Source organism: Streptomyces antioxidans, assembly GCF_000968685.2.
Lineage (GTDB): Bacteria > Actinomycetota > Actinomycetes > Streptomycetales > Streptomycetaceae > Streptomyces > Streptomyces antioxidans.
This window is the reverse complement of sequence record NZ_LAKD02000151.1, coordinates 18031-34581: the sequence shown is the minus strand read 5'-3', so window position 1 is coordinate 34581 and position 16551 is coordinate 18031. Positions and strand designations below refer to the sequence as shown.

Annotated in this window: 8 protein-coding genes; 3 read left to right on the top strand and 5 right to left on the bottom strand. The window is 72.8% G+C overall.

The features are described 5' to 3' along the window. Nucleotides 1–315 precede the first annotated feature (315 nt). Complete coding sequence (locus tag VT50_RS36850) at nt 316–867, bottom strand: MarR family winged helix-turn-helix transcriptional regulator (protein WP_046086467.1); 552 nt, start codon at nt 865–867, stop codon at nt 316–318. Between the two features lie 160 nt (nt 868–1027). On the opposite strand from VT50_RS36850, the gene VT50_RS36845 reads away from it, so the two are divergent. Then, nucleotides 1028–2338, top strand: a complete 1311-nt coding sequence (locus tag VT50_RS36845) for an MFS transporter (RefSeq protein WP_046086468.1) — start codon at nt 1028–1030, stop codon at nt 2336–2338. A gap of 172 nt (nt 2339–2510) precedes the next feature. Here the strand turns inward: VT50_RS36845 and VT50_RS36840 are convergent, their stop codons facing one another. Next, entirely contained in the window at nt 2511–4466 is a 1956-nt protein-coding gene (locus VT50_RS36840) for an ATP-binding SpoIIE family protein phosphatase (RefSeq protein WP_046086469.1), read from the bottom strand. A gap of 235 nt (nt 4467–4701) precedes the next feature. Beyond that, on the bottom strand, nt 4702–6057 hold the full coding sequence (locus VT50_RS36835) for an NAD(P)/FAD-dependent oxidoreductase (protein WP_046086470.1): 1356 nt from the start codon (nt 6055–6057) through the stop codon (nt 4702–4704). 321 nt (nt 6058–6378) lie between these two features. On the opposite strand from VT50_RS36835, the gene VT50_RS36830 reads away from it, so the two are divergent. Beyond that, nucleotides 6379–7104, top strand: a complete 726-nt coding sequence (locus VT50_RS36830; RefSeq protein ID WP_046086471.1) for a TetR/AcrR family transcriptional regulator — start codon at nt 6379–6381, stop codon at nt 7102–7104. A 274-nt stretch (nt 7105–7378) separates the two neighbouring features. On the opposite strand, the gene VT50_RS36825 is transcribed toward VT50_RS36830, so the two are convergent. After that, a complete protein-coding gene (locus VT50_RS36825) occupies nt 7379–11338 on the bottom strand; it encodes an AfsR/SARP family transcriptional regulator (protein WP_046086472.1) in 3960 nt (1319 codons plus the stop codon). Nucleotides 11339–11692: 354 nt separating this feature from the next. Then, nucleotides 11693–13780 (bottom strand): asparagine synthase-related protein, encoded by a 2088-nt coding sequence (locus tag VT50_RS36820; RefSeq protein WP_075200356.1) that lies wholly within the window; start codon nt 13778–13780, stop codon nt 11693–11695. A 1048-nt stretch (nt 13781–14828) separates the two neighbouring features. On the opposite strand from VT50_RS36820, the gene VT50_RS36815 reads away from it, so the two are divergent. Further along, the gene (locus tag VT50_RS36815) at nt 14829–16301 is read left to right on the top strand and encodes an NsdA family TPR-like regulatory protein (RefSeq protein ID WP_046086473.1); all 1473 of its coding nucleotides are present in this window, start codon (nt 14829–14831) and stop codon (nt 16299–16301) included. Nucleotides 16302–16551 lie beyond the last annotated feature (250 nt).

The following is a 16551-nucleotide window of genomic DNA, read 5'->3' as shown; positions in this document are numbered from 1 at the left end:
TGTTTCCAACCTTACCAGACCCGATTTCCGACCGCTTCCGATCCGAATTCTGTTTCCGGCCCCCCTGCTGGAGCGGGGTCTTTCGCGCCTTCCGGCGTGTCCACCACTTTAGCGGATTCCCCCGGATGCTCATAATCGAGTTCCCCGGTCCGAATTCCGGGCACGCCGAAATCCATCCCGATGAGGGGCCGTACAGTAGTGGTTTGCCGCCGGTGCGGCTCGAGTGCTGAACGGAGAACCGTTAAGGCTCCGTGGCAGCTCGGAGTACATTACGGATGGCCCTGACCCGTGTCAACCTCGGCTGGGCCAAATGCCTCAGCCGAGGCCGCTCAGCCGCCCCTCGGCGTCGGGCTGGGCCTCCTCCACCCGGCGCAGCACGCGGGTGAGCATCTCGCCCAGGGCGCCGCGCTCTTGGCTGGAGAGGTCCTGCAGAAGGTCCGACTCGAAGACCGTGGCCCGGCGCATCACCTCGAGCCACTTCTCCCGGCCGTCCGGGGTCAGCTCGACGATGACGCGCACTCGGTTGTCCGCATCACGCTCCCGGGTGACCAGTCCCTCGTTCACCATGCGATCGATGCGGTGGGTCATGGCTGCGGGGGTGAGGCCCAGCTGCTTGGCCAGGTCGCCGGGGCCCAGACGGTAGGGAGCCCCGGAGAGGACGAGCACCTTGAGGACCTCCCACTCGGAGTTGCTGATCCCCAGCATGGCCGACTGGCGGCCGTAGGCGACGTTCATTCGCCGGGTGAGCCGGCTGAGCGCGCTGACGACCTGCTCCACCTGAGGGTCCAGGTCCTGGAACTCGCGCTGGTAGGCCGCGATCTGCTCTTCGAGGCTCAGCAGGTCGTCCGGGTCGGGGGTCTCCGCCATATGACGAGTATGACACGAAACTCATTGGCGCTGAAGTCCTTCGCTCTGTACTCTTAAGCATTGAAGTTTAGGTTCGAAGTCTTCAGACATCGAACCTCCGGGCCGACCCGCAGGTCAGGCCCGTTGTTCTTGGATTCCTTCCCGACCTAGGTAGGTGAGTGTGACCACCGCGATGGGCGCAGCGCTGCGCCGTATCCAGCTGGGCAACGCGCTGAGCGCGTTCGGCAACGGCTTCACGGTCCCGTTCCTCTTCGTCTATGTGGCGCAGGTGCGGGACCTCGGTGCGAACACCGCGGGCATGGTGCTCGCGACGTTCGCCGTGGCCGCGCTTGCCGTGCTGCCCTTCATCGGTCGGGTGATCGACCGGCGAGGGCCGCTGTCCGTTGTCGTCGCGGGCGCGGTCGCCGCCGCCGTCGGGTCGATGGGGCTCGGGCTTGCGGCGAGCGAGCCGCTGGTGATCGCCGCGGCCGGAGTGCTGGGCGCGGGCATAGCGGCCGTACAGCCCGCACTGGCCACGCTGATCGTCTGGTGCTCGACGCCGATCACCCGGTCGCGGGCCTTCGCCACCCAGTTCTTCCTCGGCAATCTGGGCCTCGGCGTCGGCGGACTGCTCGGCGGGTTGCTGGTGGACACCTCCGCCGCCTCCAGCTTCGTGCGGCTCTTCGCGATCGACGCGGTGATGTTCCTGGTGCTCGGCGCGGCGGTGGCGACCGTAAGGCTGGAGCGGACTCCGGTGTTCGACGATCCGGTGCCGACCGTCGATGAGCGGTCCGGCGGCTCGGGCGGCTGGCGTGCCCTGCTCGGTCACCGCGCCATGGTGCAGCTGTGTGCACTGGGCTTCGTCATGTTCTTCGCCTGCTACGGCCAGTTCGAGTCCGGGCTGTCGGCGTTCGCGGTGGATGTCGCCCGGATATCGCCGTCAATGCTGGGCATCGCCCTGGCCGCGAACACGGCGGCGATCGTGCTGGCGCAGTTCGTCGTGCTCAAGCTGGTCGAGCGACGGCGGCGCAGCCGGGTGATGGCGCTGGTCGGGCTGGTCTGGATGGTGGCGTGGTGCGCCGCGGGGGCCGCCGGGCTGATACCCGGGAGCCAGGCCGTCGGCGTCACCGCGATCATCTCGGCGTACGCGCTCTTCGGGCTCGGTGAGGCCATGCTGTCGCCGACCGTCGCGCCGCTGGTCGCCGATCTGGCGCCGCCGTCGGCGCTCGGTCAGTACAACTCGGCGTTCGCGCTGGTCAAGCAGCTGGCCCTGGCGGTGGGCCCGGCGGCAGGCGGGCTGATGGCGGGCGCCGGGCTGTACGGGGCGTACATCGTGACGCTGATCGTCTGCTCGCTCGGTATCACCGCGCTCGCGCTGATGCTCGGCAGGCGGCTCACGGCCGAGCAGGACAATCCGCTGCGGGCGGTCGCCGGGGCCGCGGTGCCCGCGCCGCGGGCGGCCTCGTCGGACAAGGTGGCCACCGCGGCCTGAGCCGCCCGGCCACTCCGCCATCGCCCCGGCGCGGCGAGGGAGCCAGTCGGCTCCGCCGTGCCAGGGCGATCTGTCGGTCGGGGGCGGTCGGGGTTCCGCTCAGGGCCGTGCCACCGTGCCCCCCCTGGGGCTGTCGGGCCCCCGTCGGACCGTGCCGCCGTGCCCCGCGAAGCTAGCCCGTCGGCAGGGCGAACTCGCACCACACCGCCTTGCCGCCGCCCGGGGTGCGGCGTGAGCCCCAGGACGAGGCGATGGTCGCGACGATCGAGATGCCGCGTCCGGCCTCGTCCACCGGTTCTGCCCGGCGGCGGCGCGGCAGATGCTCATCGCCGTCCGTCACCTCGATGATCAGGCGGCGGTCGGTACGGCGCAGCCGCAGCCGCATGGGCGGTGTGCCGTGCTGGAGGGAGTTGGCGACGAGCTCGCTGGCGGCGAGCACGCCCAGATCGCGCAGCTCCATGGGGAAGCGCCAGCTGGCGAGGACGCCTGAGGCGAAGGCCCGGGCGCGCGGCGCGGCTTCCACGCCGCCCAGGAGCTCCAGCGCGGCGTTGTGGAACAGCTCCGCGTCATGACCCGTACGGGCCGGGTGCTGCAGAACCAGCACCGCCACATCGTCGTCGTGCTCCGCGGTGATGCCCAGGGCCCTGATGAGGCGGTCGCACATCACCTGGGGCGAGCCGGTCGCGCCCGCGAAGACGCGCTCGAGCGCGGCCACACCGTCGTAGATGTCCTTGTCCCGCCGCTCCACCAGGCCGTCGGTGTAGAGGACCGCGCTGGCCCCGGGGCCGAGCGGGACCGAGCCTGTGGTGTGCAGCCAGCCGCCGGTGCCGAGGGGCGGTCCGGTGGGCTCGGCGGCGCGGCGCACGGTGCCGTCCGGGTCGCGGACCAGGATCGGCAGATGGCCCGCGGAGGCGTACACGAGGCGGTTCTCATTGGGGTCGTGGACGGCGTAGACGCACGTGGCGATCTGGTGGGGGTCGATCTCGGCGGCCAGGCCGTCGAGGAGCTGCAGCACCTCATGCGGGGGGAGGTCGAGCCGGGCGTAGGCGCGGACGGCGGTGCGCAGCTGGCCCATGACGGCCGCCGCCCGTACGCCGCGGCCCATGACGTCGCCGATGACGAGGGCCGTACGGCCGGCTCCGAGGGTGATGACGTCGTACCAGTCGCCGCCCACCGCCGCGTCCGTGCCGCCGGGCTGATAGGTGGCGGCGACCCGCAGATCGTCGGGCTGCTCCAGCCCCTGAGGGAGGAGGCTGCGCTGGAGGGTGACGGCCGCCTCGCGCTGAAAGCGCTCGCTCGCGCGCAGCCGCTCCGCGGATTCGACCTGGTCGGTGACGTCGGCGCCGAAGACGAGCACACCGCGGACCGGCTCGGTGAGCGAGCCGGCGTCGGTGTCGGCGTCGGCGGTCTCTGCGGCGACCGTCTCCGGTGCGGCGACGGCCTTACGGATGGCGCCGTCCCGGGCCGAGCCGTCCACCGCCGTTCCGTCAACCGGCGTTCCGTCCACGGCCCCCTCCCCCGCCCGCTCGTCCGCCCGCTGCGCGGGGGCGGCGGCCTTCGGCGCGGCCATCTCGATCGGGGAGCAGGTGAAGGTGTAGTAGCCGTGGCGGATCCGGCCGGGCCCGGGGGCCGCGCCCTCCTCCCGCGGCCCGGGCGCGGTCGCCGGGCCGCCCGCGGGCACCCGCCGGGACTTGACCGTACGGGGCTTACCGCTGCGCAGGACCTGGTCCATGAGCGGCAGCAGCCCCAGCTCTCTCAGCTCGGGCAGGGCCTGGCCGGCGGGTGCGCCGGAGGTCCGGGAGCCGAAGAGCCCGACATAGGTGTCGTTGAGATAGGCGATGCGGTGCTCGGGGCCGTAGACCACCGCGACCAGCGCCGGCACCTGGCCGAGGAGGTCATGGGCGGACAGCCCGTCGAGGGTCGGGACGGCCGCGGGAAGCGCGGCGTCGGACGGGGCGGCGGGAGGCTCACCGCGCCCCGGAGGCTCGGCACTCTCGCCCCGGGCCGCCGGGACGGAGCCGCCGCCCGCGGCGGCCGCGGGCTTCGGCCGTCGCGCACCGCGGTCTGCCCGGGCGGCGATGCGTCGCTGGGTTCGGGGGAGCCGGGCGCTCCAGCGCGTGAAGTTCACTGCGGATTACCTCGTGGGGTGGTGGCTGAGCGGCGCGCCGGCGCGGGATCGGGGAGAGGGGTGCGGGTACGGGGGACGACCCCCAGGGGAATGCAGCAAACTTCCGAATCCTCGCGATTGTCACTCTTTGCAGATACGAGCCCACCCATGGTCACACGACCAGTGTGGCCGACCGGACTGACATCCGTGAGACGCCGATCGCGGGAGGGGAGTTCCCGGCTCCGCCCCGATCGGCTCAACTGGCCCCGGGATGGCGTCCGGTGTCCGCGGCGAGTTTGAACTCGGCGCGCGGGTTCTCCAGCGACCCCAGTGAGACGATCTCGCGTTTGAACAGCCCTGACAGGATCCATTCGGCCAGCACGCGTGCCTTACGGTTGAACGTCGGCACCCGGCTGAGGTGGTAGACGCGGTGCATGAACCACGCCGGGTAGCCCTTCAACTTGCGCCCGTAGACGTGAGCGACGCCTTTGTGGAGCCCCAGGGAGGCCACGGAGCCCGCGTACTTGTGCTCGTAGTCCGTGAGCGGCTGCTCCGCGAGCGCCGCGGCCACGTTCTCGGCGAGGACCTTGGCCTGGCGCACGGCGTGCTGTGCGTTGGGGGCGCACTCCGCACCGGGCCGGTCTGCCGTCAGATCGGGCACCGACGCGGCGTCCCCGGCCGACCAGGCGTGCTCCACGCCCTCGACCTGGAGCGCCGCGGTGCATTTCAGCCGGCCGCGCTCGTTCAGGGGCAGATCGGTGGAGGCGAGGATCGGGTGCGCTTTGACGCCCGCGGTCCACACGAGCGTGCGGGTGGGGAAGCGCGAGCCGTCACTCAGTGCGGCGACCCGGCCGACGCAGGAGTCCAGGCGGGTCTCCAGCCGCACGTCGATATTGCGGCCGCGCAGCTCCCGGACGGCGTACTTGCCCATCTCCTCGCCGACCTCCGGAAGGATCCGGTCGGTGGCCTCGACGAGGATCCACTTCAGGTCTTCGGGCGCGATGTTGTGGTAGTAGCGGACGGCGTACCGGGCCATGTCCTCCAGCTCGCCGAGCGCCTCGACGCCCGCGTATCCGCCGCCGACGAAGACGAAGGTCAGCGCCGCGTCGCGGACGTCCGGGTCCCGGGTCGAGGAGGCGATGTCCAGCTGTTCGAGGACGTGGTTGCGCAGGCCGATGGCCTCCTCGACGGTCTTGAAACCGATGCCGAACTCGGCGAGACCGGGGACCGGGAGGGCGCGGGACACGGATCCGGGGGCCAGCACCAGCTCGTCGTAGTGGATGTCGACCGTGCCGGTGCCCTCTTCCTCCGTGGCGAGGGTTCTCACGGTCGCGGTGCGTTTGCCGTGGTGGATCGCGGTGGCCTCGCCGATGACGACCGTGCAGTCGGGCAGCACCCGCCGCAACGGCACCACGACATGGCGGGGCGAGATCGATCCGGCCGCTGCCTCGGGCAGGAACGGCTGGTAGGTCATATACGGCTCGGGGTCCACCACGATGACCTGCACGCCGCCGTGCCTCAGCTCCCGCTTCAGCTTTCGCTGGAGGCGCAGCGCGGCGTACATCCCGACGTAGCCACCACCGACAACGAGAATGCGCGCTGGTTCCTTCACCCTCCCATGAGGCACGTGCGACCGCGGTTTGTCCACAGGCCCGACGAATTGTGTGACCGGACGGCTCTCTCGGCCCCGAGACGCGGAATCGGTTACACGTACGAAATGTCCGCAGGTCAGCACCGGGATAGGTGCGGGCAAGCGGGCGGATAGCCGGAAAGAGGTGGTCTGCTGCTCTGATCGGGGGGCGTTCTGTCCCGAGCTACCCTCTTCTTTCTTGACCTGCGCTCAACTATGTTCGTAGTTCGTCGGGGTTGTGACTGCCCCGACAGTCTGGGCGGGGAGTCTCCGGGGGGAGACATCATTACCGGGGGATCACTTATGCACCTTCAGGGTTCGTCATGGTCCACAGCCGTCGCGTCGTCGGACGGGAACGGCGGACGGAACACACCGCTGCGCGTGGACGCGCAGCGCAATCTGGAGCACGTCCTGCGGGCGGCGCGCGAGGTCTTCGGTGAGCTGGGATACGGGGCTCCGATGGAAGACGTGGCACGCCGGGCGCGGGTAGGGGTGGGCACCGTCTATCGGCGGTTCCCCAGCAAGGACGTGCTGGTGCGCCGGATAGCCGAGGAGGAGACGGCAAGGCTGACCGATCAGGCGCGGGCAGCGCTGGGGCAGGAGAACGAGCCGTGGTCGGCGCTGGCCCGGTTCCTGCGCACTTCGGTGGCGTCCGGCGCGGGCCGGCTGCTGCCGCCGCAGGTGCTGCGGGTCGGGGTCGACGTGGAGACCGAGATCCGGCTGCCGCAGCAGCGGCAGTCGGCGTTAGCCGCACCGGCTCAGCCGGAGCTCCGGCTGGTCGAGCGGCCGATGGTCGCCGAGGACGAGGCGGACGACGCGGGCGCCGCGGTGCTGCTGGAGGTCGTCGGGCAACTGGTGGAGCGGGCACGGGCCGCGGGCGAGCTGCGCCCGGATGTGACGGTCGCCGATGTGCTGTTGGTGATCGCCACGGCGGCGCCCTCGCTGCCGGACGCGGCACAGCAGGCGGCGGCGTCGGCCCGGTTGCTGGACATCCTGCTGGACGGGCTGCGGCCGCGCCCCATGGGGTGATGCCGTCGGTGCCGGGGCGTCGGTCCCGGACCTCGGTCCCGGGGCGAGACATGTGCTCGTCTCCGGTGTCTCCGGCGTCTCCGGCATCGGTTTCAGCGGGTGAACGGCGCGTCTCGCCTTCTCCGTATGAGTGACGGCATTTGACGGTCGGCCGGTGCGTTGTACCTGCCGCTCATGCCCGCGTCAGCGGGCGGATCGGCGGGGCGGCGCCCCGGTTGGCGGTCGCGTCCCGGTCGGCGGTTTCGGCCGGGTTGACGGTTCCGGCCGGGTCGGCCTAGTCATCGGCGGCGTCAGGGATAGCGGCATCAGCATTGGCGTCGTCGTCGGCATCGGCATCGGCATCGGCGGCAACGGCGTTGAGAGAGCTCAGCGCCTCGTCGAGCAGGCAGAGGACCCCCTTGGGGGTCAGGGCCGTGCTCTCGGTGCGCAGCTTCGCCACCGCGTCCTGGCCCAGCGCCTCGCTCGCGCGCGCCGCGGTCGCGCCGACGTCCCCGGTCACCAGCGGGGAGCGCGGCAGCCGACCGCGCCAGCCGTCGGCCGCGCCCAGCAGCCGCGCGGCGAGCCGTTCCTGTCCGCTTCCCACCAAGAGCTCGGCCGCCGACTCGGCCTGATGGGCCAACAGCAGCTCCATGGAGTTCACCGCAAGGCCCTCGCGCAGCGTGTCCCGCAGCTTGCGCAGTCCATCGGCCAGATCGCCCTCCAGACCGGTGATACGGGCGTCCAGGCCGTTGGCCACGACCCAGAACTGCGGTGGTGAGGTGCCGCGCAGCGCACACTCCCGCGCGGCGTCGCAATACGTCCTGGCCCGCGCCAGATCACCGCGTGCCAGCTCGGCCTCGCTGCACACGATGTAGTTGAAGGCCAGCACGTCCTGGGTGCCGCAGCGCTCCGCCTCCTCCGCGGAGCGCGCCACCAGCCTCAGCGCGCCCTCCACGTCCCTTTCGTGGACGGCGAGGTCGGCGAGCCGGGTGTAGAGGAACGGCACCTCGGTGTGGGCGCCGAGCTCCTGCGCGAGCCCCGCCGCCCGCTCATAGGCGGCCCTCGCCTCCCCGAACCGGCCGCGATGGGTGGCGATCTCGCCGTGCGCGCCCTCCACCTGGGCGAGCACCCAGCGGTCGCCGGCGCGGGCGGCCACCTCGCGCAGCTCGGCCAGGTCGTCGTCGGCGCTCTCCACGCCGCCCGGCATGTCGATGGCGAGGTGGGTGCGGTACATCAGCGAGACACCGAGCGCCCAGTCGTCGCCGTGGGTCCGGCAGTCGGCCACGGTCCGGTCCATGAGCGGCAGTATCTCGCCGCTGAAGCCCTCGATGACGAAGGCCGTGAAGGGCCACAGCAGACCCGGGAAGCACGCTCTGCGGGGGCCCGGATGGCCCGCATAGGCGTCGCGCATGCGTATCGCGGCGCTCCGGATCTCGGGGTCGCTCAGATCCGGGCCGGTGCCCTGTTCGGCGAGCAGGAAGAAGAGCAGCAGCCGCAGGTCCATGAACTGCCAGTACCGGGTGGCTTCCCCGTCGACGCCGTCCTCGCCGTCCGGAACCCGGGCCGGGATGAGCGGGAACTGGTCGAGGGGATGGCTGCCGCCCGGTGCCCGGTCCGTCTCGCCGTCCGTGGCGAGGGGGCGGCCCTCCAGGGCCAGGGCGCGGCCGACCCATGCGGCGCCCTCGTCCCGGTAGTTGCGCAGCCACCAGAACCACGCCAAGTCCCGGATGAACGCGAAGACGCTGCCCTCGTCCGCGGTGGTCAGGGAACGGTGCAGCGCTGCCCGGATGTTGTCGAGGTCGGTCTCGACGAGGCGCAGCCAGGGCAGTTGTCCCGCGGAGCGCAGACGGGGTTCGGCGGTGCGGATGAACTCCCGGAAGTGGGCGGTGTGACGGGCCACGGCGGCCTTGTGGTCGGCACGGGCCGCGCCGTCCTGGGTGGCGCGCTCGCCGACGTACTCATTGATGGTTTCCAGCATCCGGTAGCGGGGCTCACCGCCCGTTGGGCCGGAGGACTCCGCCGCCGAACCGTGCGACGGATGGTCGACGATCAGCAGCGACTTGTCGACCAGCGCACCGAGCAGTTCCAGCACCTCTGCGGGCGCGATCCTGGCCTGCGGGCGCGCATGAGAGCGCGTGTGGGCGTGCGTCTCGGCGTACTCAGCCGTGCCGCCCGGCGTCGGCGAGCCCGCCGTGGCGTCCGTAAGAGCGTCATGGATGCCGACGCCGCCGTCCGGAATGACGCCATCGGCATCCGGGCCGCCGTCCGGGCCGTCCGGGCCGTCCGGGCCGTCCGGGCCGTCCGGGCCGTCCATACGATCCGTACCGTCCGTGCCATCCGTAAGGGGGCTCGCACCGGGCGGGCCGTCCGCGCACACCGCCTCGGCCGCGGACAGGGTCCACCCGCCCGCGAAGACCGACGCACGGCGCAGCACGGTGTGCTCGCGCTCGTCGAGGAGGTCCCAAGACCACTCGACGACGGCCCGCAGGGTCTGCTGGCGGGGCAGCGCGGTTCTGCTGCCGCTGGTCAGCAGCCGGAAGCGGTCGTCCAGCCGGTCCGCGATCTGGCGTGGGGTCAGCAGCCGCAGCCGCGCCGCGGCCAGCTCGATCGCCAGCGGCAGCCCGTCCAGGCGGCGGCAGATCTCCGCGACCGCCGCGGCCGTGTCCGGGTCCGCCGCCGGGTCGAAGCCGGGCCGTACGGTGGCGGCGCGCTCGGCGAACAGCTGGTGGGCGGGGGCGGGCGGCAGCGGTTCCACCGGCCTTACGGTTTCGCCTGGCACCCCCAACGGCTCCCGGCTGGTGGCGAGCACGGTCACCCCCGGGCAGTGCGCGAGCAGGGTCTCGGCGAGCCGGGCCGCGGTGTCGATGACGTGTTCGCAGTTGTCGAGCAGGAGCAGCAGCCGGCGGTCGGCGCAGTATTCGACCAGCCGACTCGTCGGATCCCCGCCGTCCGCGCCCGCGGCGCGGCTCTCGAGCCCGGAGGCGAGCAGCATGGTCTCCCGGCGGCCGACCGCGTTCAGGACCGCACCGGGGACGGCGGAGGGCTGGTCGAGCTGGGCGAGTTCGGCGATCCAGACGCCGTCCGGGTAGCCGTCCGTGACGGCCCCGGCGGCCTCCTCGGAGAGCCGGGTCTTACCGGAGCCGCCGGGGCCGGTGAGGGTGACCAGCCGGGCGCCCTCCAGGTCGCGGAGGATGTCGCCGATCTCCTCCTGGCGGCCTACGAAGCTGGTGAGGCGGGCCCTGAGGTTGCCGTGCGGCAGAGGGGACACGGCGGTGCGCGGGCCCGCCTCGCGGCCGTCGGCGCGGCCTCCCGCCCCACCGTCGGTTCCTCCGCCCCCGGCCCGGCGGTCGAACGCGCCCCTGGTCGCGCCGCGGCCGTCGGACGCGCCCCTGGCCGCCCGGCGGCCGTCGGACGCCGTACCGTCCGCCCGGGTTCCGCCCCTCCCCCCATGGCCGTCGGCTCCCGGCGGGGCCGCCTGCGCGGTGTGCCCCCCGCCGCGCCGCTCCTGGCGGGCCGGAGCGGCGTCCGTCGTCAGCAGCCGTCTGTGGAGCTCCTTGAGCTCCGCTCCCGGGTCGGTGCCGAGGCGGTCGGCGAGGATCCGGCGGACGTCCTCGTACGCGGCGAGGGCGTCGGCGGAGTGCCCGGCCGCCCGCAGCGCGCGGATCAGCTGGGCATGGAACGTTTCGTCGAGCGGATGGTCGGCGACGAGCTCGCGCAGCTCCGGTATGACATCCGTAGGGCGGTCGAGCGCGAGGTCCGCGTCGATGCGGCGGTGCAGCGCGGTCAGCCGAAGCGCCTCGGCGCGTGCGGCGGCCGCGTCCCGGTCCGGCAGGTCGGCGAGGGCCGGGCCGCGCCACAGGGCGAGCGCCTTACGGAGGGTGGCGGCGGCCGTCTCGGGGTCGTCGGCGTCCAGGGCGCGCATGCCCTCGTGCGTCAGCCGCTCGAAGCGCAGCAGGTCGATGTCGTCCTGGGGCACGGCGGTCGCGAGCCGGTAGCCGCCGGGTGAGGAGATGACGGCGTCCCTGCCGATGGCCCGGCGCAACCGGCCGACGAGCGCCTGGAGCGCGGCGGGCGCGTCATGCGGAGGGTCGTCGGCCCACACCTCGTCGATCAGGACGTCTACGGAGGCCGGGGCGGTGCGTGCGGCCCTTACGGCGAGCGCGGCGAGCAGCGCGCGGATCCGGGGGCCGCCCAGGGGGAGCGGGTCGCCGTGGTCGTCGCGCGCTTCGGTGTTGCCGAGGATCAGATACCGCACAGGAGCCATTCTCCTAGGTCGCGGATCGCCGCTGGGGAGATGGTGCGGAGCGGCGGCGGAGGGGTCCATTCGTTTTCGTCCGCCGTAAGGACACCGGCTTCCCGTCCGCCGTAAGAACACCAGCTTCCCGTGCCCCGTGAGAACGCCGAGTTCCGGTGCGCGACAAGCGTCCCGGCTCCCTAAGTACGCGCGGCACGGACTCCGGCTCCCTGAGCGCGCGCGACAAGCACTCCGGCTTCCTGGGCGTCATGGCCAGGCGCCCCTGCTCCCTGGGGCGTCAAGGGCCGTGTCCCGTAGGACTCCCCGGGGTGAGGTGTCACAGGGCGGCCTCGTGCCGCCCCGGTGCGGAAGCCGTCACAGGCTCGGCCGCGGCACCACTCCGCCCGCCACCGCCCGCTGCCGTGGCGCCGCCGTGCCCGTCCAGCAGGTGCCGCGGCGGGCCAGCAGGCGCCGCAGCCATACTTCGGTGGAGACGAGCTCGGCCAGGCCGTCCAGGGGCAGCCGCTCCCCCTGCGCGGCGGCGCGCAGCGCCTTACGGACGACACGGGCCTCGATCAGACCCGCGTCGGCCAGCAGCGGCGCGTCGAAGAGGTTCATCAACTCGCCCGTCCAGGTGCGCATGCCGGTCCGTACGGCGGCGGTGTGGGCGGCGTGGGAGGTGGCTCCCCAGCCGGGGGGAAGCTCCCGGATCCCCGCCCCGGCGAGGACCGACCGCAGCACCGCGGCGCGCGCCCCCGGTTGCACCCGAAGCGCTTCGGGGAGCGCGCGGCAGGCCCGTACGACCTGGTTGTCGAGAAAGGGCGCGTGCAGGCGCTGGCTGCGGATCTCGGCGGCCTGCTCGAAGACGCGGTGGTCCGCCGCGTAGCGGGCGAGGGCGGCGTCGGCACGGCGCTCCCCGGGGCGGCGCAGCAGCACGGGGCGCACGGCCGCCTCCTCCAACCGTACGGACACCTCGGCAAGCGTCTCGCCGGTGAGCCAGCGGGCGGCGGGCCCGGGACGGCACCACGTCAGGGCGGCGAGTGAGGCGGATACGGCGCCGGGGCCGCGTAGCGCCTGCTCGTCGGTGAAGTGGCGCTCCATAAGGCGCGCGGCGGCCTCCTGGACGCCGTCGCGGTAGGAGGTGCGGGCCAGCCGTCGGGCCGCGCGGTAGACCGTGAAGGGCACGAAGAAGGACTGCGCGGAGGGGCCGTCGGCCTTGGCGAGCGCCGTCGCGGGGCGCAGCAGGTGGCGTCTGCGGCGGTCGAGCAGCAGGTCCGCGAGGCGCGCGGGGTGGGCGTCGAGCACCTGGCGGGCGCCGTGCCCGATGAAGTGGTCGGCGCTGCCCGCGGCGAGCCTGCGCCGGTGGCGTTCGGCGATGACGACGGAGGGGCCGGGCTCGTCGGTAAGGGCGCCGGTGTCGAGGCCCGCGTACGGCAGGGCGTCCTCGCCCGCGGCGACGACCACATGGTGCAGCCGCGGATTGGCGGCGATGGCCCCGGCCCGTTCGAGTTCGGCCTCGCGGGTGCGGGCGCCGCCCGCCGTGGCGAGGTCGTTGAAGGTGACGGCCAGAAGCCGCTCACCGGCCTCGGTGCCGTGCCCGAAGAGGGTGCCGGGCATCCCGGGGAGACCGGCGGCGAGCAGGGCGAGTGTGGCGGAGGCGCTGCCTCCGGACAGATCGGCGCCGATGCCGGGGGCCGGGGCGCCGCGGGCCGCCCGCCGCTCGGCAGGGCCCATGCCGGGCACCGGACCGGGGTCGAGGTCATCGGTCTCGGGGGCGTGGCGCGGGGCGGTGAGCCGGGCCCGTACGGCCTCCACGAGGGCGTCCCGGACCGCGTCCACGGCCTTGTCCTGGTCGAGTGGGGGCGCGGCGACGGCGAGGGACGCGGTGGGCTCGTAGCCGGTGATGTCGCGGGCGCCGTCGCGCAGGATCAGCGCATGGCCCGGGGGGACGCGTCTGACGCCCATATAGGGCGTGCCGTCGCCCATGGCCTCCGGGGAGTCGGGGCAGGCGAGCAGCGCGCCGAGGTGACCGACGTCGAGCTGCGCCTCGATGAGGTCGGCCAGCGGGAGCGCGGCGGTGGCGTAGGCGGTGCCGCCGGCCCAGTCGGTGTGGAAGACGGGCCGGGCGCCCGCGAGGTCGCCGACGATGGTGACGCGGCGGCCGACCTGGGCGACGGCGGTGTAGCTGCCGGACCAGGCGGTCAGATGGCGCAGGGCGCCGCCGCGGGCGGCGAACAGGCCCACTCGCAGCTCCTCGTCGGAGGCGCCGCAGCAGCCGAAGACGGCGAGGCGGGTGAAGGGATCGGCCTGGACGACGCGCACCTCATCGGGCCGCCAGTCGCCGACCGCCCACAGCGGATCGGGGTCGGACCACAGGAGTTGGGCGCCGACCGGCTGGATCGCACGGCCCTCCGGGGAGACCGGGCCGAATGCGGTACTGCTCCACCCCACCAACCACCGCATCGCCGCCTCCACAGGCTGTGGGCATCCAGGGCAACCAAGAAGTAGGTGCCATCATGCACAGCATGTTGACGGTTTCGGCATCGAACCGGACAACAACATGGATCTCCTGCATGTCCTGTGACCACAGATGACCGCAGGAATCGCAGAGTTGATCCCAGGGGGTGGCGCCTCTCATAAAGGCATCCGTAAGGAGCCCATCGAGGGGACCACCGCCGGTCGCGACCCGCCGTTCCGCCGTGGCCCATGCTGCCACGATTGGGGCGCACAAGAGCGCAAGGGCATCGATGAGTGTGCGGAGCGGCGCATAAGAGGCGCACGAAGGGGCGCACGGAAAGGGCGCCGTACGAGTGCCAACCCGCCGCCCACGTACGGGACTTACGCCTCCGCGCCGCCGCGGCGACCACCGCGCGCACCGACCACTGCACGCGCCGACATCCGCGTGCACCGACATCCCGTACGCCGACATCCGCGCGCGGCGGCATCCGCGGCATGTGCTAAGTGGCTCACCGCTCCGGGGGAGAACTGGGCGGAATCCGGGCCGAATCCGGACGCGATCCACGCGGAAGAGGGCTTCCCGCGTCGGGCCTCCCCCTCCCCGGCCCGACGCGGGAACCCGGCCGTGAGGGTCGACATTCAGCCAAATTGCCGTGGCGCTCTCGTTGGTCTTGCGGACGGCCTGTAAGGACTCAACTTCCGCCTCTCGCGCCTCCCGACACGACAGTCCGGGAGGCGGCATTCGCCTCCCGGACCGTTCCGCCGCCCGCGGGGAATGAGGCGGCGGCGTCCCCCAGCCCACTGGATCCAGTACAGCGGGCCGACCCACGCAGGACCCATCGAAACGTCACCGCCGCGACGGAGACAGAGCGCACACACGGGCGCACAGCCACACACACCGGGAGCACACGTCACGCTCCGCACGCCCGTTCGTACAAGAATCTCGCCATCCGGTACACCACCTCTTAACGGTCGGGATGCGGCGAACTACGCTGGGTTTACGAATGCCCCGCGCTTATGCCGGGGCGGCCGTCGGTGCTGTCGAGGGGTGCGCATGTCCAGGGAGCCACGCGGGCCGAACGAAAAGCTCGGCACCGTTCTCGCCCTCGCTGGGATCAGCAATGCCGGGCTCGCGCGCAGAGTCAACGACCTCGGCGCCCAGCGTGGCCTGACGCTTCGCTACGACAAGACGTCCGTCGCGCGCTGGGTGTCCAAGGGCATGGTGCCCCAAGGCGCCGCGCCACACCTCATTGCGGCTGCGATCGCGAGCAAACTCGGCCGTCCCGTCCCCCTGCACGAAATCGGCCTGGCCGATGCCGATCCGGCCCCCGAGGTCGGGCTCGCCTTCCCGCGCGACATCGGCCAGGCCGTCCGCTCCGCGACCGAGCTCTACCGGCTGGATCTCGCGGGTCGGCGCGGCGGCGTCGGCATTTGGCAGAGCCTGGCCGGATCTTTCTCAGTAAGCGCGTACGCCACCCCGGCCTCGCGCTGGCTCATATCCCCCGCCGACAGTTCGGTGGCCCGCGACCCCAAGGACGCCACGGACGCCGAGGACGGAACCACCGCCGCGAGCGCCACGGGCGCGGCGGCGGCGGACGCCATACCGCCGCAGCGCGTCGGCCACAGCGACGTCACCAAGCTGCGCGAGGCCGCCGAGGACGCGCGCCGCTGGGACTCCAAGTACGGCGGCGGCGACTGGCGTTCCTCCATGGTCCCCGAGTGCCTCCGGGTGGACGCGGCGCCCCTGCTGCTCGGGTCGTACAGCGACGAGGTCGGCCGCTCCCTCTTCGGCGCCACCGCCGAACTGACCCGGCTCGCCGGGTGGATGGCCTTCGACACCGGCCAACAGGAGGCCGCACAGCGGTACTACATCCAGGCGCTGCGCCTCGCCCGCGCCGCGGCCGACGTCCCCCTGGGCGGCTATGTGCTGGCATCGATGAGCCTGCAGGCCACCTACCGGGGCTTCGCCGACGAGGGCGTGGACCTGGCCCAGGCCGCCCTGGAGCGCAACCGCGGCCTGGCCACCGCCCGCACCATGAGCTTCTTCCGGCTCGTGGAGGCGCGCGCCCAGGCCAAGTCCGGGGACGGGCCCGCCTGCGGGGCGGCTCTGAAGTCCTCGGAGGGCTGGCTGGAGCGCTCACGGGCGGGCGACCCCGATCCGTCCTGGCTCGACTTCTACAGCCATGAGCGGTTCGCGGCCGACGCCGCGGAGTGCTACCGCGACCTCCGGCTGCCGCGCCAGGTGCGGCGCTTCACCGAGCAGGCGCTGGCCCGGCCGACGGAGGAGTTCGTGCGGTCGCACGGGCTGCGGCTCGTGGTGTCCGCCGTCGCCGAACTGGAGTCCGGCAATCTGGACGCGGCCTGTGCGGCGGGCGCCCGTGCCGTGGAGGTCGCCAACCGGATCTCGTCCGCGCGCACCACGGAGTACGTCCGCGACCTGATGCGGCGCCTCGAGGCGTACCGCGACGAGCCGCGCGTCGCCGAGCTGCGCGAACAGGCCCGGCCGCTGCTGGTGACCCCGGCGTGAGCAGCCCGGGAGCGGGTGCGTGCGACCGCGGTGAGTGGTGAACGGCCGGGGATGAGCGGTGAGGCGAGAGCAGCCCGGAATGAGCGGTTCAGGGGCGGGTCGCCCGGAATGGGGAGCTCGGCGTGAATCGATCCATATGACCGGTGGACCTAGCCCGGACCCTAGTCCTCGCACGGGTTTCGGGCGGTTGTCAGTGGCGCAGGTCATGATAGGGATCGACGGTCGGGCGACTGGACGGTGTGGCGCGTGG